This is a genomic window from Amycolatopsis umgeniensis (assembly GCF_014205155.1).
In the GTDB taxonomy this organism is placed as follows: Bacteria; Actinomycetota; Actinomycetes; order Mycobacteriales; family Pseudonocardiaceae; genus Amycolatopsis; species Amycolatopsis umgeniensis.
The window spans coordinates 1830543-1848687 of record NZ_JACHMX010000001.1; the positions used below are offsets into that span (position 1 = coordinate 1830543).

At 68.5% G+C, this 18145-nt stretch carries 17 protein-coding genes and 1 pseudogene; 11 read left to right on the forward strand and 7 right to left on the reverse strand.

The window, feature by feature from the left end:
- Positions 1–5: 5 nt before the first annotated feature.
- Genes HDA45_RS08090 through HDA45_RS08100 form a run of 3 tightly spaced genes read right to left on the reverse strand, consistent with a single transcriptional unit; the run spans position 6 to position 3231 of the window.
- Positions 6–1355 carry a WXG100 family type VII secretion target gene (locus HDA45_RS08090; RefSeq protein WP_184893337.1) on the reverse strand — a complete coding sequence of 450 codons (1350 nt, stop codon included), beginning with the start codon at positions 1353–1355 and terminating at the stop codon, positions 6–8.
- Positions 1356–1372: 17 nt separating this feature from the next.
- Complete coding sequence (locus HDA45_RS08095) at positions 1373–2434, reverse strand: hypothetical protein (protein WP_184893339.1); 1062 nt, start codon at positions 2432–2434, stop codon at positions 1373–1375.
- Positions 2435–2454: 20 nt separating this feature from the next.
- On the reverse strand, positions 2455–3231 hold the full coding sequence (locus HDA45_RS08100; protein ID WP_184893341.1) for a WXG100 family type VII secretion target: 777 nt from the start codon (positions 3229–3231) through the stop codon (positions 2455–2457).
- A gap of 153 nt (positions 3232–3384) precedes the next feature.
- Here HDA45_RS08100 and eccCa point away from each other — a divergent pair, with 153 nt between their 5' ends.
- The gene (gene eccCa / locus HDA45_RS08105; protein WP_184893343.1) at positions 3385–7326 is read left to right on the forward strand and encodes a type VII secretion protein EccCa; all 3942 of its coding nucleotides are present in this window, start codon (positions 3385–3387) and stop codon (positions 7324–7326) included.
- On the opposite strand, the gene HDA45_RS08110 is transcribed toward eccCa, so the two are convergent.
- Positions 7323–7928, reverse strand: a complete 606-nt coding sequence (locus HDA45_RS08110; RefSeq protein WP_378317726.1) for an ANTAR domain-containing protein — start codon at positions 7926–7928, stop codon at positions 7323–7325. The two genes, eccCa and HDA45_RS08110, sit on opposite strands and share 4 nt — an antisense overlap.
- 18 nt (positions 7929–7946) lie before the next feature.
- On the opposite strand from HDA45_RS08110, the gene HDA45_RS42775 reads away from it, so the two are divergent.
- The 3 genes and pseudogenes from HDA45_RS42775 to HDA45_RS08120 form a co-directional block, all read left to right on the forward strand.
- Positions 7947–8078 carry a hypothetical protein gene (locus HDA45_RS42775; protein ID WP_281401092.1) on the forward strand — a complete coding sequence of 44 codons (132 nt, stop codon included), beginning with the start codon at positions 7947–7949 and terminating at the stop codon, positions 8076–8078.
- A 474-nt stretch (positions 8079–8552) separates the two neighbouring features.
- The gene (locus HDA45_RS08115; protein ID WP_184893348.1) at positions 8553–9734 is read left to right on the forward strand and encodes an HNH endonuclease signature motif containing protein; all 1182 of its coding nucleotides are present in this window, start codon (positions 8553–8555) and stop codon (positions 9732–9734) included.
- Positions 9735–9917: 183 nt separating this feature from the next.
- A pseudogene (locus tag HDA45_RS08120) lies at positions 9918–10178 on the forward strand (IS481 family transposase); the annotation flags it as partial.
- A 158-nt stretch (positions 10179–10336) separates the two neighbouring features.
- On the opposite strand, the gene cpt reads toward HDA45_RS08120, so the two are convergent.
- Positions 10337–10858, reverse strand: coding sequence for a chloramphenicol phosphotransferase CPT (cpt, locus tag HDA45_RS08125; protein ID WP_343072024.1), 522 nt, complete (start codon positions 10856–10858; stop codon positions 10337–10339).
- Positions 10859–11098: 240 nt separating this feature from the next.
- On the opposite strand from cpt, the gene HDA45_RS08130 reads away from it, so the two are divergent.
- Positions 11099–11797: a S1 family peptidase gene (locus tag HDA45_RS08130; RefSeq protein WP_184905426.1), complete on the forward strand. Its 699-nt coding sequence runs from the start codon at positions 11099–11101 to the stop codon at positions 11795–11797.
- 55 nt (positions 11798–11852) lie between these two features.
- Here the strand turns inward: HDA45_RS08130 and HDA45_RS08135 are convergent, their stop codons facing one another.
- Positions 11853–12599: a hypothetical protein gene (locus HDA45_RS08135; RefSeq protein ID WP_343072026.1), complete on the reverse strand. Its 747-nt coding sequence runs from the start codon at positions 12597–12599 to the stop codon at positions 11853–11855.
- 79 nt (positions 12600–12678) lie between these two features.
- Positions 12679–13632, reverse strand: a complete 954-nt coding sequence (locus tag HDA45_RS08140) for a hypothetical protein (protein WP_184893349.1) — start codon at positions 13630–13632, stop codon at positions 12679–12681.
- 230 nt (positions 13633–13862) lie between these two features.
- On the opposite strand from HDA45_RS08140, the gene HDA45_RS08145 reads away from it, so the two are divergent.
- The 6 genes from HDA45_RS08145 (at position 13863) to HDA45_RS08170 (ending at position 18112) form a co-directional block, all read left to right on the forward strand.
- The gene (locus HDA45_RS08145) at positions 13863–14204 is read left to right on the forward strand and encodes a WXG100 family type VII secretion target (protein WP_073848466.1); all 342 of its coding nucleotides are present in this window, start codon (positions 13863–13865) and stop codon (positions 14202–14204) included.
- Between the two features lie 21 nt (positions 14205–14225).
- Positions 14226–14528: a hypothetical protein gene (locus HDA45_RS08150; protein ID WP_005155348.1), complete on the forward strand. Its 303-nt coding sequence runs from the start codon at positions 14226–14228 to the stop codon at positions 14526–14528.
- 111 nt (positions 14529–14639) lie between these two features.
- Positions 14640–15044, forward strand: coding sequence for a hypothetical protein (locus HDA45_RS08155; RefSeq protein WP_038510253.1), 405 nt, complete (start codon positions 14640–14642; stop codon positions 15042–15044).
- A complete protein-coding gene (locus HDA45_RS08160; protein ID WP_184893351.1) occupies positions 15041–16348 on the forward strand; it encodes a WXG100 family type VII secretion target in 1308 nt (435 codons plus the stop codon). The genes HDA45_RS08155 and HDA45_RS08160 overlap by 4 nt, the downstream gene beginning before the upstream one ends.
- A gap of 29 nt (positions 16349–16377) precedes the next feature.
- Positions 16378–17724, forward strand: coding sequence for an alpha/beta hydrolase (locus tag HDA45_RS08165; RefSeq protein ID WP_184893353.1), 1347 nt, complete (start codon positions 16378–16380; stop codon positions 17722–17724).
- 10 nt (positions 17725–17734) lie between these two features.
- Positions 17735–18112, forward strand: a complete 378-nt coding sequence (locus tag HDA45_RS08170; protein WP_184893355.1) for a hypothetical protein — start codon at positions 17735–17737, stop codon at positions 18110–18112.
- Positions 18113–18145 lie beyond the last annotated feature (33 nt).

Consider the following 18145-nt stretch of genomic DNA (forward strand, 5'->3'; position numbering starts at 1 on the left):
CCCCGTCACCATGTGCCCACGTAGGAGACCGCGTCGTCCCACGCCTCGCCGACGGCGTCCGCCGCCTGGCCGGCCGCGCCGCTCACCGCGTCGACGGCCGCGCCGCCGTATTCGCCGACGGTGTCCGCGATCTTCGGCAGGTCGATGTCGATCTTCGCGCCGAGCCCGGCACCGAGACCGAGTGCGACACCCGCCTTGAAGTTGACCTTGATGTGCCCGGCGTCGTAGACGGCCTGGCCGTCGAGCTGCGCGCCGATCCCGTACTGAAGGGTGCCGCTCGCGCCGACGCCCACCCCGGCCATGTCCGCCGCGAGTTCGCCTTCGATCTTGCCGCCGACGAAGGCGTTGGCGTGCACGCCGACACCGTGCGCGCCCGCCTGCAGCGATCCGTTCACCTCACTGCCGACGAACGCGGTCCCCTTGGCGCTGCCCGAAGCGACGCCCCATTCCTTCTTGCCTTCGAGCTCTTCCTTGAAGGCGGCGAGTTCGGCGTGGCCGGACGCCTTGAGGTCCCAGCCCTGCGAGGAGACCTTGGCGTCCCACCCCGGGGTGAAGCCGTCCTGCTCCTGCTTCCACTTGGCATAGGTGATCTCGGTGTTGCCCCAGGCCTTGTCGCGCAGGCCGTCCGGCTTCGGCCTGCCGAACGGCGTGTCGCCGGCGCGCGGTGCGCGCGTGCCTTCGAGACCGTCCCAGGTGAGTTTCTTCCAGCCGGAATTGCCGAACCAGGAAGGATGCGAGCGCGGCCGCTTGCGGCCGTCGAGCGCTTCGCCGTTGAGCCAGTACAACGGGCCGCGACCCCATTTGCCGAGTTCGTGCTCGATCCGGCCGGTGCCCTCCGGCGGGAACAGCCGCGCGAGTTCCTCGCTCAGCTCGTCGGCGATCTCCTGCGCCGCCTGCGCGGCACGTTCACCGAGCTGGCGGGCGGCGGAGATGAACGCGTTGACCGCGTTCGCGTTCGCCGTCCGCGCCTGGCTGGTGAGCTGGGCGGCGTACTGGTCGAACTGGGCGAGGATCGAGTCCACACAGGACTTCGCGCCCTGCAGGGCCTGCGCTCCCGCCCGCAACCGGTTCGACTGGTCGCTCAGTTTCGCGCCGAGCTCACCGAGTTCCTGGCTCAGGTTCGCCGCGGCCGTGGCGAACGCGATGTAGGCGTCGCCCTCCCAGGACGCGTTGAGCGCCTTCGCCGCTTTGCCGATCTCGTCCGCCCGGCCCGAAACCGTCGACGCCCGCTCGCCGCACCGCTGGGCGGACGCGTTCAGCGCCGACGGATCACCGGTGACCCGCCGCTGGTACTCGACCACGAGCCGCCGATAGTTCGACAGGATCGAGCTGACGACGCCCGACGCGTCGACCACACCGCTCCCCGACACGGTTACCTGCCCTTCGCCGGTGAGTCAGCTCCTGCGTCGATGTCGATGTGCTGTTCGAAGTGCTTGCCGCCGTAGTTCATGTCGATGTCGATATCGATGTCCTGCCCGCCCGGCGCCTGCACGGTGGACTTCCCGGTGCTCAGGTCGGTGGTGATGGTGACCGTGTTCCCGCCGCCCGCACCCGCGCCCGGCAGCGAGCCGCCGCCACCGGAACCGCCACCCGACGGTCTGTCCACCGGGATCCACGAGTCGGCGCCGCCCGGCCAGTTGCCCTGGGAACCGTTGCCGCCCAGCGCGGGCGGCCGGTACTGGGTGAACGGCGGCGTCTCGCCCGGCGTCGTGCCACCGCCGGAGCCGCCGCTCGCGCCTCCGCCCGCACCGCCACCGGAGCCGCCGACAGCGGCCTGCCCCGCGCCGCTGGCGACCGAACCCGGCGCCTGCGGGTTGGTCACCGGGGTGCCGGAAACGGCCGCGTTGCCCGCCGAACCGCTGCCGGAATCGCTGTGCCCGAACAGTTTCTGGACCTCGCCGATGATGGAGGCGATCTGGGTGATCTGGTTGGCGAGGTCGACGACGCCGAGCGCCTTCAGCAGCGCGCCGATCGCGGTGATGAACGCGCGCAGCGAAGCGCTGGTGGCGGTGGAAAGCGCGACGGCCGCGCCGTAGGTCCACGGATTCGACATCAGGCCCGCGACCGTCGGGTTCACCGCCGAGACCACCGCTTTGTAGGCCGTCTGGGCGGTTTTGATCAGCGTCCCGGCGATCCCGAGCAGCTCGGCGCCCTTCTGCACGACCTGGACGATCTTGGTCAGCGAGTTGAGGGAGTCGGTGATCTTCTTCATCGCCGAGTCCGACGCGCCACCGGACCAGATCTTCTTCAGCTGCTCCGCGGCCTTCGTCACCTCGTTGTACATGGTGAGGAACTCGTTGGCCTTCTTGAGCACCTCGAGTACGTGCTTCGCGATCTGCTCCGGCTGGCCGGTGAGGATCTGCGGCAGGATGGTGATCGGCCCGCCCGAGCCCGCCGTGGCGTCCATCGCGCTGGAATTCGGGTAAGTCAGCATGTCGCTCCTCAGGCCGGAAGTCAGACGGAAGCCGGGCGGTAGACGCTGACCTTCGCCAGGCCGTTGATGTCCGCGTCGACGAGTCCGTGGTTGTAGAGCAGTCCGCCCTCTCCGGCGATGGCGATGACCGGCTTGCTGTCGGAGAACAGGAGCGGTTCGACCACGACGACGTCGCCGCTGTGCACCCCGCCGGGCACGTCGCCGAAGTTGCGCGCCGTACCGGCGTAGACCTCGATGACGCCGACCCGCGCCTGGTTGTCGGCGTCACCGGCCAGCCAGTCGTTGAAGTCCGAGACACCGTGGAATCGCGTGTCGGTGATCGGGTGGTCGCCGAGCTGCCCCAGCCGCGCGTCACCCAGGTAGCGCAGGACATTGCCGACCGAAGACGGCTCGCCGTTGCCGCCGGCGCTGTCGTTGATGGCCAGCGTCGCCAGTTCGGACGCGTGCGAGTTCCCCCAGATCGACGAGGTCGACCCCGCGCCGCCACCGGGACGGCCGCCGTAGCCGCCCGCGACAGCCTCGTCGGCGGCCTGGTAGGCGTCGGCGCTGCTCTTGATGAAGCCGTTGATCTGCTGAAGCAGTTGAAGGAGGGTGCGGACCGCGACCACCTGCTGGCTCTGCATGGCCGTGTTGGCCGCCGCCACCGCGCTGCCGAACGTGGCGAACGACATCGGCTGCAGGACGGTGCGCTCGAGGTCACCGACGACGTTGATGCCCTGCATGATGATGCCGCCCAGGTTCCCGACCGCCGAGCGCATGGCCTCGGGCTCCGCCCGGTACTCGCCCGTGCCGACCATGGTTCTCCTTTTCTCGTTCCCCCACGTCTGCGTTGACCAGCAGCGTAAGTTCGCCACCAGACGCGAGCGGACGGCAAAAGTACCCACCGCAACGGCGGCACGAGTGGCCAGAATGATCGGCAGGATTACCCACAAGCGGCCAGAAAGACCCTGATGAGCGCCACTCGCGACCGCCTGCCGGCCCTGGGCGAGCAGCCCGGTGAAATCGTCCTGCAGTCCCCGCCGATGCTGCCGAAGGGCTCCTCCGGCGGAGCCATGCAGCTGCTGATGTTCATGCCGATGATGCTGGGCATGGGCGCCATGTCGTTCGTCTACATCGGACGCGACGGCGGGGTGATGACGTACATCTTCGGTGCGTTGTTCCTCACCGCGATGGTGGGCATGGTCGTGATGTCGCTCGGCCGCGGCGGCGCGCAGAAGAAGGCCCAGATCAACGAGGAGCGCCGGGACTACCAGCGCTATCTGACCGGCCTGCGCGGCCAGGTCCGGGACATCGCGGACAACCAGCGCGCGATCATGGCGGCGTTGCAGCCCGACCCGGCGGATCTGTGGGCGTACATCGAGAGCGGGAAGCTGTGGGACCGCCGCCGGTCCGACTCGCAGTTCGGGCAGGTGCGCATCGGGACGGGGCCGCAGCGGCTCGCGACGCCGTTGAAGGCGCCGCAGACGGTGCCGCTGGAAGACCTCGACCCGGTGTGCTCGACGAACCTCAGGCACTTCATCCGGACCTATTCGACGGTCGACGGACTCCCGATCGCGGTCTCGCTGAGGTCGTTCGCGCAGGTCAGCCTGTCCGGTCGCCGCCCGGACACGCTCGGGACCGCGCGGGCTCTGCTGACCCAGCTCGCGACCTTCCACTCGCCGGGCGACCTGCGGATAGCGCTGTGCGTCAAGGACGATCGGCTGCACGACTGGGAATGGGCGAAGTGGCTGCCGCACGTCGCCTCCACCGCCGCCGACGCCGCCGGTCCGCGACGGCTCGTCGACGCCGACTCCGGCAAGCTCGCCGACCTCCTCGGCCCCGACCTCGGCGACCGGCCCGCGTTCAGCAGGCGGCCCGATTCCCGGCTGGACCTGCCGCAGATCCTCGTGATCGTGGATGGCGGGCACACGCTCGGCGACTCGCGGCTCGTCGCCGAGGAGGGCAGGCTCGGCGTCACGGTGGTGGAAATCGGCGCCGAGCAGCCTCGGTTCGTGTCGTCCGATCGGCTGCTGAGCCTGCACCTGAGCCCGGAGCAGCTCGGCATGGTCGTCGGTGACGGGACCGAGCAGCACCTCAGTTCCCTCGGCGTCCCGGACACCTTGGATCGTGGGGCCGCCGAAGCGCTGGCCCGGATGCTGACACCGCTGTTCCAGGGGGCGGCGGTGGTCAGCGAGGCGCCGATGTCGGCGACGTTCGGGCTGGCCGGGCTGCTCGGCATCGGCGACCCGCGTGACACCGACACCGCGGTCACCTGGGCGCCGCGGTCGGCGCGGGACCGGTTGCGGATCCCGCTGGGCATCAACCCCGAAGGCAGGCCCGTCGACCTCGACCTCAAGGAGTCGGCGGAAGGCGGGATGGGCCCGCACGGGCTGGTCATCGGCGCGACCGGATCCGGTAAGAGCGAATTGCTGCGGACGCTGGTCACCGCGCTCGCCGTCACCCATTCGTCGGAAAAGCTCAACCTCGCGCTCATCGACTTCAAGGGCGGCGCGACTTTCGCGGGGATGACCGGGCTGCCGCATACGTGCGCCGTCATCACCAACCTGTCCGACGATCTCGCGCTGGTCGACCGCATGGCGGACGCGCTCAACGGCGAACTGTTGCGGCGCCAGGAGCTCCTGCACGCGGCCGGGAACTACGCGTCGGTGCGCGACTACGAAAAGGCCAGGGAATCCGGCGTCAACCTGCGGCCGATGCCGTCGCTGCTGGTGATCATCGACGAATTCAGCGAACTGCTGTCCTCGCGGCCGGAGTTCATCGACCTGTTCGTCGCGATCGGGCGGCTGGGGCGGAGTCTCGGGATCCACCTGCTGCTGGCGTCGCAGCGGCTGGAAGAGGGACGGCTGCGCGGACTGGATTCGCATCTGTCGTACCGGATCGGCCTGCGGACGTTCTCCGCGTCGGAGAGCCGCGCGGTACTCGGTGTCGCGGACGCCTACCAGCTTCCGCCCGTGCCGGGCTCGGCGTATCTGAAGTCCGACAACGACACCCTCATCCGGCTCAAGGCCGCGTACGTTTCGGGGGAACTGCCGCCGCGCAGCAAGATCGTGCGCAAGGACGGCCGGAGTCTCGGCTTGATGCCGTTCACACTGGCGCCGGTGGAGATCCCGGTGACCGTCGAGGCGGAGGAACCGGTCGAAAAAGGCACCGGTGAGACGATCATCGGCGCGATGATCTCGCGAATCGAAGGCCAAGGCCCGGAAGCGCACCAGATCTGGCTGCCGCCGCTGGCCGAACCGCCCACGCTGGACCAGTTGCTGCCGCCGCTCGGCGAAGACCCCGCGCGCGGTTTGTGCCCGCTGGGCTGGGGCGGCAACGGCAAGCTGATGATCCCGGTCGCCTTGGTGGACAAGCCGTTCGAGCAGCGCCGCGACATGCTGTGGGCCGACTTCTCCGGTGCCGCCGGGCACGCGCTGATCGTCGGGGCGCCGCAGAGCGGCAAGAGCACGCTGATGCGGGACATCGCCGCGATGCTCGCGCTGACCCACACACCGGAAGAGATCCAGCTGTTCGTGCTGGACATGGGTGGTGGCGCGCTGGCGCCGATCGCCGGGCTGCCCCACGTGTCCGGATACGCGACCCGGCGCGACGCCCAGCGCTGCCGCCGGGTGGTCGCGGAACTGACGACCCTGCTCGAGCAGCGTGAGGAGTTCTTCTCCGCCAACGGGATCGAGTCGATCACGACGTTCCGCCAGCGGCGTGCGGAGTTCAAGGAGAGCACTGAAGGCCGCGAATTCGGCGACGTCTTCCTGTTCGTGGACAACTGGACCACCATCCGCCAGGAGTACGAGCAGCTGGAGGAGCAGATCACCAGCCTGGCTTCGCGCGGGCTCGGGTTCGGCATCCACGTCGTCGTCTCGATCAACCAATGGATGGGCATGCGGGCGCCGCTGCGCGACGCCATCGGCACCAAATTCGAACTCCGGCTGGGTGAACCGGCGGACTCCCTGATCGACCGCAAGATCGCGCAGAACGTCCCGGCGGACAAACCGGGCCGTGGGCTGACCGCGGACAAACTGCACTTCCTCGCGGCGCTCCCGCGCATCGACTCGGATCAGCGGCCGGAAACCGTCGGCGCGGGCGGGCTGGACCTGAACCGCCGGATTTCCGCCGCCTGGAAGGGAACGCCGGCGCCTGCCGTGCGGCTGCTGCCGGCCGAGATCCCGCTCGACTCGCTGGAAGCCGGGTCGCGCAAACAGGTCACACTCGGCATCGCGGAATCGAATCTGCGCCCGGTGCACCTCGATTTCGCCACCGAACCGCATTTCGTGGCCTTCGGCGACGTGGAATCCGGCAAGAGTTCACTCCTGCGCGCGATCGCACAAGGCATCACCGCGAAGTACTCGTCGGAGGAGGCCGCGATCGTGGTCGCCGACTACCGGCGCGGGATGCTGGGCGCGGTGCCGGAATCACATCTGCTCGGCTACGCCGGATCCGAGAACGCGTTGACCGGGCTGGTGGAGCAGTGCCAGCAGGCCATGCGGAACCGTCTTCCCGGATCGGACGTGACGCCGGAGCAGTTGCGGAACCGGTCTTGGTGGCGGGGGCCGGAACTGTTCGTGCTCGTCGACGACTACGAGATGGTCGCGACCGTCGGCCGGAACCCGTTGCTGCCGCTGCTGGAATTCCTGCCGCAGGCAAGGGACATCGGACTCCACCTCGTCCTCGCGCGCGGGAGCGGCGGGGCCGGGCGTTCGCTGTTCGAGCCGGTGCTGCAACGGATTCGCGAACTCGGGTCGCCGGGGATCGTGATGTCCGGGTCGCGGGAGGAAGGCGCACTGCTCGGAGACGTGAAGCCGGGACCTCAGCCCGCGGGACGGGGTGTGCTGGTCTCGCGGCGGCACGGGACGGGACTGGTGCAGGTGGCTTGGACGAAGCCCGTGGAGGACTAAAGGCGCAGTTCGGCCGGTCCGAGTCCTTGGGCGACGTCGGTCGCCAGGGCTTTGAGCTTCAGATTCCGGCTACGAGCATGCTTGCGTAGCCGGGAGAACGCTTCGTCCAGCGGGATGTGGAAACGCTCGGACAAGACGCCCTTGGCCTGTTCGATCGCCACCCGGCTGAAAAGTGCCCCTTCGAGCTGGCCGACGATCCGTTTGAGGCCGCGCACCTGGTCTTGGTGCGCGAAACAGCCCATCGCCGCGCCCGTGAAAGCCTGGGCTATGCGCAGATCCGTCACGGGGACCACCGGATATCGGGTGTTCATCAGGTTCAGCGCGCCCACCGTGGTCTCACTGGTGCTCAACGGCACCGCCGCCATGGCGATCACTCCCGCCTCGCGGGCGTAGGGGGCGAACCGGGGCCAACGTTCCGCGCCGGGGCTACCGCCCCCGAACCCGGTCGGGGAAAGGACCGCGTTGCTGCGGGCGCTGTCCAGGCAAGGGCCTTCGCCGAGATCGACCTGGATTTCCTCCAGCTCCCGGCACTTCTCGTCGGACGCGGTGGCATAACGAACCTGGTCGCGATCATCGACCACGGTGACGCCCGCCCCTTGCACCCGCAGGAGGACGTTCGCGTGATGCGTCAGATCATGAAGGAGTTCCAGGGAATCGAAATCCTCGGCATGGCGAGACAGGTCTGCCGTGACCTCGGCGATGCGTGCTTCTCGTTCTGTGGCTGGCAAAACAAAGCCGCCAATCAGGAGTAACCCACGCCGATCGCTCGTCGGGTCGTCGGCACCGTCAGGCGCAGGGATGGTGCGGCCTCTAGGGAAGCCATGTCGTGCTCGCTGACAGGGTGCTCGCCTCGACTCCCGTTGACCCGTCCGAGGTCACGCCACAACTGGGTCCAGGCCGTTCCGCGACCTCACGATGCGACAACGACGCTACACGCGGTTCCGTGGGCCATACCAGGGCCATACAGGTTCGTCGTGCTTTCGCGGGCGTCGGAACGTTAGTTGATCGCCGTTCCTGACCCGTTCAAGAACATTCGACGGGTGCCGGTGATCCACTGCGAACAGGTCTGCGTATTAAACGAGCTCATGGCACATTAGTCTTTTACGAAGGACACTCAACTGGCCAGTCCCCAAGAGGTCTTTCTTGGGATATGCGCGGCGCTTACCACCTAGAACCTTCGACTCCGCTTGTGGCGATCGAACGCATGTTCGAGTATGATCATGGGTATGACCACATCTCTTGCTTTTAACCCGAAAGCCGCTTGTTTTCTCGATACCGCGTTTGCCGAGGAGGTGTCGCTACGACGGACACAGGGCCGTCAGGTGCGTGCGTTGGCCAGGTTCGCTGAAGCCGGTGGTTCGCGAAGATCGGTGACCGAGGAGGTCGCGTTGCGCTTCTCGGTCTCTCGCAATCAAGCGTCCTTGCTGCTGGAGATCTCGTGTGCTTTGGTGTCGCGTTTGCCGAATACGTTGGCGGCGCTGGAGGACGGTGACATCGATCTGTACAAGGCGTCGAAGGTCAGTCAGCTGACCCGTGAGGTCTCGGACGAGGTCGCCGCGCAGGTGGACGCGTTCATGGCCGGCCGGCTCGCCAAGCGTGACGCCGGGGCGATCCGTAAATCGGTGAACGGTGCGGTGCAGAAGTTCGACCGGGCGGGATATAAGGAACGGGCGGAGAAGAAACGCGCGCGACGGCATGTCTCGCTGGAACACGACGACGAGACCATGTCCACCCTGTCCGGCTTCCTGCCGTCCGAGGTGGCGTCCTCGATCTACGCGTCGATGAGCCGTGCCGCGCGGGCACGCCGGGCGCGGGACAAGTCCCGGACCCTGGACCAGCATCGCGCGGACGTGTTCGCCGAACGGCTGCTGGCCGAGGACGGACAGGGAAAGCCTCGCGCGCATATCCACGTCTACGTCGACCTCATGACCCTGGCCGGTGCTCGTGAGGATCCCGCGACCCTGGCCGGGTACGGGCCGATCCCGGACTGGCTGGTGCGGGAGATCGCGGCGGACCCCGGCTCGACGTGGTCGCGGTTGATCACCGACCCCGCCACCGGGCAACTCCTGGAAGCCGGTGCCGGCACCTACCGGTCACCGGCCTCGCTGGCCCGGTTGATCAGGGCGCGGGACCGGGAATGCACCCACCCCGGCTGCCACCGCCCCGCGGAGTTCTCCGAGATCGACCACATCATTCCCCGGGCCCGCGACGGCAGAACCGATCACCACAACTGCCACGGCGCCTGCAAAACCCACAACCTGCTCAAAGAAGAACCCGGCTGGACCGCAGCGCCTACCGGCAACGGCGGCATGACCATCACCACCCCCACCGGACACACCTACCACGCCACACCCGAACCACTCCACGAACCACGACCAGAACCCGAGGACGACACCCCACCCTTCTGACCGCGCTTCCGGCGTAACGCGGCCTTTCTGAGTCGTGAACGTGGGCGCACCCGCGCGCGAAAACCCGTGATCCAGGGTGGCTCCTGGGGATGCGGCGGGATCGCCCTCGTACCGGGCTGTACTCGGACGCATCTCGCCGTGCCGCCAGGGACCGCCTGGGCGCGAAGATCGCGACCTTGGCTTATGAAACACGCCAACGCACCGTTGACCCCTGCCGGGAGGTTGCGGCTGGCGCGGTGTGTCGTGGACGACCGGTGGCCGTTGCGGCGGGCCGCGGAACGGTTCCAGGTCGCGGTGCCCACGGCGAAACGCACTCGTCCCGTTCTGCCCCGGTGGGGACCCGCCCGGATCGCCTACCTGCTCAGGCTGAACCCGTCCACGGGGCACCGGGTCCTGGGCCGCTATGCCATGCCCAGGCTCGCGCACCTCGACCTGGCGACCGGCGCGAGAAAGCCGCCACCACCGCCCGCTACCTGCACAACGCCGCTGATGATCGCTCCCGCCTGGCCTACTCCTGCTACAAGTCCCGCCTTTGTCGCGACGCGGACATCGACCGCAAACGCACCCGCCAGCCGCGTCCCCGACCTCACAGGTCAATACACCTAAACCCGCGCGCCGATCTCCCGAGCACACACCAAAGCCTCAGCCGTCCCCGTATCCACCTCGAGGTCGTAAACCACGCCCCGATGCACGACCTCGGCCTGCGCCCGCGCCATCCCCGCGACCCGATCCCCCCGCGCCATCTCCCGCCCGGCGGCGACCACGCCGTCACACCGGACGCCGACCCACAGCACTTGGAGCCCGTCCAGCGCTTCACGCCATCGCCGCTGCGACACCGCCCCACCGAGGAACGCGTCGTCGATGATCACCCGCGCACCGGCTCGCACCATCGCCGCGACACCGGCCATCCACGCGTTCTCGAGCACCTGGAACCCGGAGCCGACGCTCACGCCACCATCGGCCGCGAAGTCGATCCCCTCGTCGAAGGCGGTCGGCATGGCGTCGATCAGGGTGTCGACGCCGAGGGTGAGCCAAGGATCCGGGAGTACCGCCTGCAGGCATCGGGCGATCCCCGATTTGCCCGAACTGGACCCACCGTTCAGCACGATCACCTGAGTCGCCACCACCACACCTTAGAGCGGTCCGATCGGCCACCGCGAAATCGGAGAATCCGCCTCAAAACACACAAGCTTCACGATCCCGAACGGACACCCGGCGATCCCACTCGGACGGCCCAATACTTTCCTCGTAACGCTTACCGACTTCGGTAGGTTACAAAAGCCCTTACCGCCGCCTAACTTGGTGAAACCGTTTCAATTCGAAACGAACTCCCCCGACGCAGGCCGAAGGGCGTATTCATGCGTATGTCCAAGATCGTCGCAACGGTGGCCGGCGCCGCCGCGGCGCTGACCCTTGCCGCAACCCCCGCCGCGAACGCGGGCCAGGACATCATCGGCGGCGGCACCGTGAGTTCCGCGCCGTGGGGCGCCCAGATCTACTGGGACGACGCCACCGCGTTCGGCGGTTTCAACTGCTCCGGCACGATCATCGCCCCGCAGTGGGTCCTCACCGCGAAGCACTGCCTCAACAAGCCCGGCATGCACGTCAAGGTCGGCAACGTCAACCTGAACCAGGGCACCTCGGCCGCCGTGGACCAGCAGAAAGCCGCCCCGAGCGGCGACATCGCGCTGCTGCACCTCAAGACCGCGGTCAGCACGACGTACATGAAGCTCGGCACCGCGAACCCGGCCAACGGCACCACCAACCAGATCTACGGCTGGGGCCGCACGCAGGGCAACAACCCGCCGTCGAGCGTCCTGAAGACGGCCAACGTCCGCATCACCGGCACCAGCAGCGACGCGTACGGCGGCCAGGCCATCGCCAGTGTCGGCGTCAACGGGTCGGCCTGGCACGGCGACTCGGGCGGCCCGCAGCTCTCGGGCGGCGTCCAGGTCGGCGTCTGCTCGACCGGCAGCAACTCCGGCACGAACCCGCAGGGCACCCAGAACTACGCCAGCGTCGCGGCCAGCCGCAGCTGGATCCGCACCACCGCGGGAGTCTGACAAAGAAACGAGGGGGCCGTCCAAACCGGACGGCCCCCTCGTCACACCCCGAAACTCAGGCGCACTTCGACTTCGGGTTGACCATCGACACCGAGCCGACCTTGTCGCCGTTGACGGTGAACTCGTAGACCCAGTCCGGTTTCCCGTCGACGGGAACCTGGAACCGGCCATTTCCGCCCGTCTTCATCCCCTTGGCGTCGTAAGCCGTCTTCAGCTCCGCCAGCGACGAGCCGGCGGCGATCCCCTCGGCCGTCTTCGCGTCCGACGGAGCTGCGAGCTCACGCAGCCCGTCCTTGCCGAAGGAGGCCCCACCGGCGGCCACGAACGCCTTGTCGCGTTCCTCCCGTTTGCCCGCCAGGTCGGCGGAGGCCAGAGCGGCGTCGGCGAACAGTTGAGCGTCCTTGGCGGACTTCTCCGCCGATTTGGCGCTCTCCTCCGCGGACGCGCCCGGCTTCGGTTCCGGGTCGGCCTCGAGTTCGTCGGCCTTCTTGTTCAGGTCCTTGGCCTTGGCCTCGACGTCGGCCTCGGCCTTCATCCGCGCCGGGTCGGGTGCCGGGCCGCCGGTATAGGAGAAATCGGTACAACCGTCCAAAGTGGACGTCGGCGCCGAGGCGAGCTTCCCGCCCGCCAGTGCGGCGTCCTTGGCCATCCCCAAGGTCAGCCCGCGGTATCCCGCCGGGCCGAACACCTCGGGCGCCGCCGGAGCGGCCGCGTCGGGAGAAGATCCCGACGAACACGCCGCCCCGCCGATCACCAGTGCCGTCGCCGCGAGCACCGAACCCGAGTATCGCCGAAAAGTCACGCTTACCCCCTTCATCGCACCGGAAACTATCCGATCCCGGGAAAAGTCCCGAATGGATTTCGCTCCGATACGATGAAGATCACGTCAGCTGATGCATGGGCCGCGGCGCCCTCAGCGAAAGCGCCGAACCGGCCGCCACGACGGCGATGATCCCGGCACCCGCGGCCAGCGTCCAGAAGTCCGGGTGCACGATGGACTGCCCCCGCTGAGCCTGCCAGGTGAGCAGCGCCAGCAGTCCCGCGAAACCGACCGAAGCGGTCCGGACCAGATTCCGCCGCACGAAGTCCGATTCGAGCACCGGATACCGCCGGGCGAGCACGAGCAGTCCGAAAGCGAGCAACGGCAGCACCTGGATCGCGTGGATCCCGACGAAATGCGGGATCCGCAGGTCCCCGCCCACCGTGCTCCAGCCCACCACGGGCAGCCCGGGCCCGCCGTCGGGCACACCGACCGCGTGGGCGCCGACGATCGACGGCCGTTCGCCGGAGCGGAACTGGGCCAGCTGCCCCTCGTTCGGCCCGAACATCAGCATCGCGACGCCGATGCCGACGACCGACAACGCGGCACCCGCGCGTAACGCGGAATTCATCGCCCGGTCGGGAAGACGTTGGAACAGCAGGAGAACCGCGATCGCCGCCGTCGCGGCCCAGCCGGTGAACGCGCCGTTCGCGACCATGTTGTTGATCCACTGGTCGGCCGGGGTCTCGCGGTTGAAGTGGAGGGTCCGCCCGCGGACGACGATCTGCCAGAACAGCAGCGCCATGTCCATGCCGAGGCCGACCGCGAACACCGTCCCGAGCCACCAGCCGAGCCGTCGCCCCCTGGTCAGCTGCCCGATCAGCCAGGCCAGCGTCACCGCGTAGAGCCCCACGGAAATCGTGAACTTGAGCGGTTTGAGCCAAATGGGCGCGTTGACGAGGCTGCGATCGTCGAAAACGAGGCCGCCGAGCGCGATCGTCCCGAGCACCGCCATCGCCGCCGCCAAGATCATCAACGGCCGGTGCAGTACTGTCCTGGATCCCCTGTCCACCATGGATTCGAGGGTGCCGGGAGGCTCCACCGCGAACACTGGAGTACTCCCCCGGATCGAAGGTGGGGGAGGCCCTACCGTCGACCTGTGGGTAATAGTGCCGTCACCGTAACCGGCAGTTGTGCCGTTTGACCGCACTCCCCTCTTTTCTAGCGTGTCCTTCACAAGAGCAGACAGGGCGTCCCCTGGTGCTCACCGGGATTTCCAGCGAGATGAGAGGAGGTGGCCCATCAATGACCGGTACGGGATATCAGGCAGACGCAGCTGCGATGGCGCGCGCCGTCCAGGGGTTCGAGGAAACCGCGTCGAACGCCAAGACGACGATGGCCAGCTTGGAGAGCGAGCTGACCCAGACGCTGCACAACTACAAGGGTGACCAGGCTGTCGCGTTCTGGGACCTGCAGCGCCGTCTGCAGGAGAAGATGACCATCGCCGTGAACGAGCTCAACACGATGTCGCGCCTCGTCCACGAAAGCAACCGGAACTACAACTCGGGTGACGAGCAGGTCCGGGAAAGCCTGACCGGGGTCAGCGGAACCGTCGACCAGACCGTGATCCACCGGCTCAACCCCTGATCCGCGAGAGGACCACCAATCATGGCTGACGTCGTCGAAATCAACTTCGCCGCGCTGCAGCACAGCTCGGCCTCGCTGGCCGCCAAGGCGAAGGCGCTCACCTCCCAGCTCGAACAGCTGCACACCAACCTGCAGCCGATCACGCAGACCTGGTACGCCTCCGGCAGCTCCGCCGGTGAGGCGGCCCGCGCGTCTGAAACCCGCCTGCGCCAGGCCACCGCGGACATCGTGGCGATCATCGCGCAGTTCGGTGGCAAGGTCGGCGACGCCCACGATCTCCAGCACAGCCTGGAGAACCGCAACCAGGGCCTGTTCGCCGGCTGATCCCCCCATCCGTCGGCCGGCCGGTGCTTTCACCCCCCTCGGCACCGGTCGGCCGGCTTTGCGCGTAGTCGTCCCTTGTTGGCATGGCCGATCACGAGAGAGCCGGGATCAATGCAAGACCAGTCGTACTACGTCCATCTGGAATCACTGAAGGACTTCGTGCGGGAACTGGAGACCCAGATCCACGCGATGTCCAAGCCGAACGACTTCCTGCTGACCCTGAGCGAGCAGCCGTTGCTGTTCGGCGAGTTCGGGGAGGCGGGTTCCCTCAACAAGGCGCACCAAGCCGCGGTCGCGGAGATGCAGGGCTTGCTGGACCAGGTCAAGGGTGCGATCACCTTCGCGCAGGACGTCACCACGACCGTCGCCGACGGCTACGCCGCGGCCGACGACTCGGTGGCGGGCGACATGAACCACTCCAGCCAGCAGACCGGGCTGCTCGATCCTCTGCTCAACGTCCTCGGCGGGGTGCTGGGTGGCAACAGCGGCTCGAACGGCGGGGGGAACAAGGGATGACCGACACCGCGCACACGAACTTCGCCGCCTATTCCCACCAGCAGCTCTACGCGATGCTGCAGGCGGGCGACCCCAACACGGCCCGCCACGCGGCCCACAAATGGCAGTCCACCGGCTCCGGGCTGTTCGAACAGGCCGAGAACCTGACCGGTGAGCTGAAGGATTTCTCCGGAAGCTGGACCGGCGGCGCCGCCGACAAGTACCACACGATGATCACCGACCTGGTCGGCGGCATCCGCAAGGTCGCCCAGACCGCGCACGCGATGAACCACCTCCTCGAGGACGCGGCGGACGCGCTGGTGAAGGCCAAGAAGGAGATGCCGCCGCCGGTCTCGGTGCCCGACGTCTCCCCCGCCGACCTCGCGCTGGCCGTGAACCCGCCGTTGCTGCCCCCGGATTCCTCGCAGGCGACGATCATCAACGCCGCGCAGCAGCGGCAGCAGGCGATCAGATGCGTCGAAGCGCAGCAGCAGGCCGCGGGCGCGGCCAACGCCGCGCACGGCAAGGCGATCGTGGTGATGACCCAGCTCGCGGGTGAGTACTCCTCGGCGGAGGAGTCCATCCCGGCCTCGCCGAACGCCGTCGCCCCGCCGCCGGTCACCGGTGGCGGCTCGGCCCCGGGCGGCGGCTCGGTCGGCAACAACATCGGCGGCACCCCCGGCGTCGGCGTGCTGCCGGGCGACAACACGCACCCGCTGCCTTCGGACGGCTCCACCCCGCCCACCACCGGGCAGCCCCAGCCGCCCAAATCGAATCCGCTGTTCGGCGACATGTTCACAGCCGGTCTCGCGGCGGCGTCGGCCGCCGCGTTCGGCCGGTTCGGCTCGATCATGCCGCGCGTTCCCGGCTGGGCCAACGGCAAGAACCCGAACGACGGCAAGGACAAGAACGGTGAACCCGTCGGCGGTGGTGGTGCCGGTGGAGCCGGCGCGACCGCGGGCGGTGCCGGTGGCGGCATCCCGATCGGCGGTGGCGGCGCGCCCTCGTTGGACGGCGGCGCGATCGGCGGCGGCGGGCTCGCCGGTCCCGGCGAGGCACCTGCCGCGTTCTCCGGTCTGGCAGGCGACGGCGGCTCCGGCAGCGCGATGAGCGGGCTGGCGGGCGGAGCGGCCGGTGCCGCGGGCGCGGCGGCCGCCAAGGGCGCCATGCCGATGATGCCCATGATGCCGATGGGCATGGGCGCGGGCGGCGACATGGGCTCCGGACGCCGGATCCCGCCGTGGCTCGTGGAGACCGAGAACGTCTGGGGTCAGTCGTCCCCGGTCGCTCCGGCCGTGCTCGGCGAAGAACCCGAACAGTACTGATTTCCCTGAACAGGAGAGGCGGCTCGGTGATGGCATCCAGTGCGGGCGGTTACCGAGTCGCCCCCGCCAGGCTCGAAGCGGCGGCGTCGGAACTCGAACAGCGCGCGGGCGCGCTCAAGACGGCGCAGACCGCATTGGCGGGCGAGAACGTTCCCGCCACCGCGTTCGGCCAGGTTTCGGCCTCCAGCGCGGCTTCCGCGACGTTCACCAAGACGATCAAGGACGTCGCGGGCAAACTCGACGGCCAGCTCACCAAAGCGACGGTGATCCATCAGGGACTCACCGCGGCGGCGGGCGGCTACCGGCGCGCCGACGTCCAGATCGCCGCCTCGTATCGCGCGCTGATGCCGGAGAACCCGTTGCCCAAGGCCGGGAATCCGTCGGGCATCGGCGGCACGGCCGACACCGGGCAGTGGGCGACGGCGATCGCCGAGAACCGCACCAAGGTCTCCGACGCGCTGACGTCCGAGCGCGAGAGGCTCGCGAACCTCCTGGCGCACGGCGGAAAAGCCGACGACATCACGAACGCGCGCAACCGGATCGCGCTGTACGAGGACATCCTCGCCAACGACCGGCAGATCCTGCGGTTCGATCCGTCGGGCAACGGGCGCATCGCCGAACTGGTCGGCCGGATCGAACCGGGCACCCGCAACGTCGGGCTGTTCGTCCCCGGCGTCAACACCTCGTTCGACAACTTCCAGAGCTACGCCGACCTCGGCAAGAGCCTGGTCGCCGCGGACGCCACCGGGCGGACCGCGATGGTGGTCTGGGCCGACGGCGTCTTCCCCCAGAACGTGGTCACCGAAGGGCCCGCCGCGCATTACGCGCAGACGATGGCGCCCGAACTCAAGGCTTTCGGCGACGAACTGCGCGGCCAGATCGACAGCCACGCCGGTCCGGGCGTCGTGCTCACCGCCGTCGGGCACAGCTACGGCGGCGCGACCGTGGGGCTCGCCGAACAGCTCGGGCTCAGGGCCGACCAGGTGCTGCACGTCGAATCCGCGGGGATGGGACACGGGATCTGGAGCCCGAACGACCTGCCCGCCAGCCAGGCCGGTGTGCAGCGATACTCCATGACGGCCCCCTTCGACCCGATCGTGGTCGCACAGGGCAACGCGGGCCTCATCGAATGGCTCGGCGCCGGGCACGGAGCGGACCCCGACCGCTTCCCCGGCGTCGTCGAACTGGAAACCGGCCGCGACGCGAACGGCGATCTGCAGTGGGGTCTCGATTCCCACAGCGGAGTGCTCAAGCCCGGTTCGGATTCGTGGAACAACATCTACGGTGTGATCACGGGCGGACCGCTCACGCACGAGGGCTTCACGAGCGGCTCGCTGCGCGAAATGGCCGTCGAAGGCGTGGGCCGAGGCCTGTGAGGGAGTGGTCATGATCACCAGGAACACCGAGCTCGACCCGCTGGCCGAAGAGCTGACGACGGTCATCGACGGCGTCGCGGGCACCTTCGGCACCAGCGCGGAGCGCACCGTGGAAGGCGAACTGGACTGCGACCCGACCCAGCCGGGACGGTTGCTCTGCTGGCAGTACGGCCTCCGCGTGGACGACGCTTCCGACGCGATCCGCAAACTCGTCGACGTCGTCCTGCCCCTGCTGGAAAGCCAGGGCTGGCGGACGCGCGACCGCAGCAACCCGCGTGAGCTGATCGCGCAGTTCAGCCGCGACGGCGCCGACTTCAACGTGCACGTCTCCCGCGTCGGCGACGGCGTGGCCATCGTGGGCTCGACAGCCTGCGTATCCGTCCCCTAGTACCCCGGGGGTCGCAAAAAGACCTCGTGAGCG

Excerpts from the sequence above, each read along its gene's own strand:
- HDA45_RS08095 (WP_184893339.1), bottom strand. The coding sequence starts at position 2,434 with ATGCTGACTTACCCGAATTCCAGCGCGATGGACGCCACGGCGGGCTCG.
- HDA45_RS08100 (WP_184893341.1), bottom strand. The coding sequence starts at position 3,231 with ATGGTCGGCACGGGCGAGTACCGGGCGGAGCCCGAGGCCATGCGCTCG.
- eccCa (WP_184893343.1), top strand. The coding sequence starts at position 3,385 with ATGAGCGCCACTCGCGACCGCCTGCCGGCCCTGGGCGAGCAGCCCGGT.
- HDA45_RS08115 (WP_184893348.1), top strand. The coding sequence starts at position 8,553 with ATGACCACATCTCTTGCTTTTAACCCGAAAGCCGCTTGTTTTCTCGAT.
- HDA45_RS08130 (WP_184905426.1), top strand. The coding sequence starts at position 11,099 with ATGTCCAAGATCGTCGCAACGGTGGCCGGCGCCGCCGCGGCGCTGACC.
- HDA45_RS08140 (WP_184893349.1), bottom strand. The coding sequence starts at position 13,632 with ATGGTGGACAGGGGATCCAGGACAGTACTGCACCGGCCGTTGATGATC.
- HDA45_RS08145 (WP_073848466.1), top strand. The coding sequence starts at position 13,863 with ATGACCGGTACGGGATATCAGGCAGACGCAGCTGCGATGGCGCGCGCC.
- HDA45_RS08150 (WP_005155348.1), top strand. The coding sequence starts at position 14,226 with ATGGCTGACGTCGTCGAAATCAACTTCGCCGCGCTGCAGCACAGCTCG.
- HDA45_RS08155 (WP_038510253.1), top strand. The coding sequence starts at position 14,640 with ATGCAAGACCAGTCGTACTACGTCCATCTGGAATCACTGAAGGACTTC.
- HDA45_RS08160 (WP_184893351.1), top strand. The coding sequence starts at position 15,041 with ATGACCGACACCGCGCACACGAACTTCGCCGCCTATTCCCACCAGCAG.
- HDA45_RS08165 (WP_184893353.1), top strand. The coding sequence starts at position 16,378 with ATGGCATCCAGTGCGGGCGGTTACCGAGTCGCCCCCGCCAGGCTCGAA.
- HDA45_RS08170 (WP_184893355.1), top strand. The coding sequence starts at position 17,735 with ATGATCACCAGGAACACCGAGCTCGACCCGCTGGCCGAAGAGCTGACG.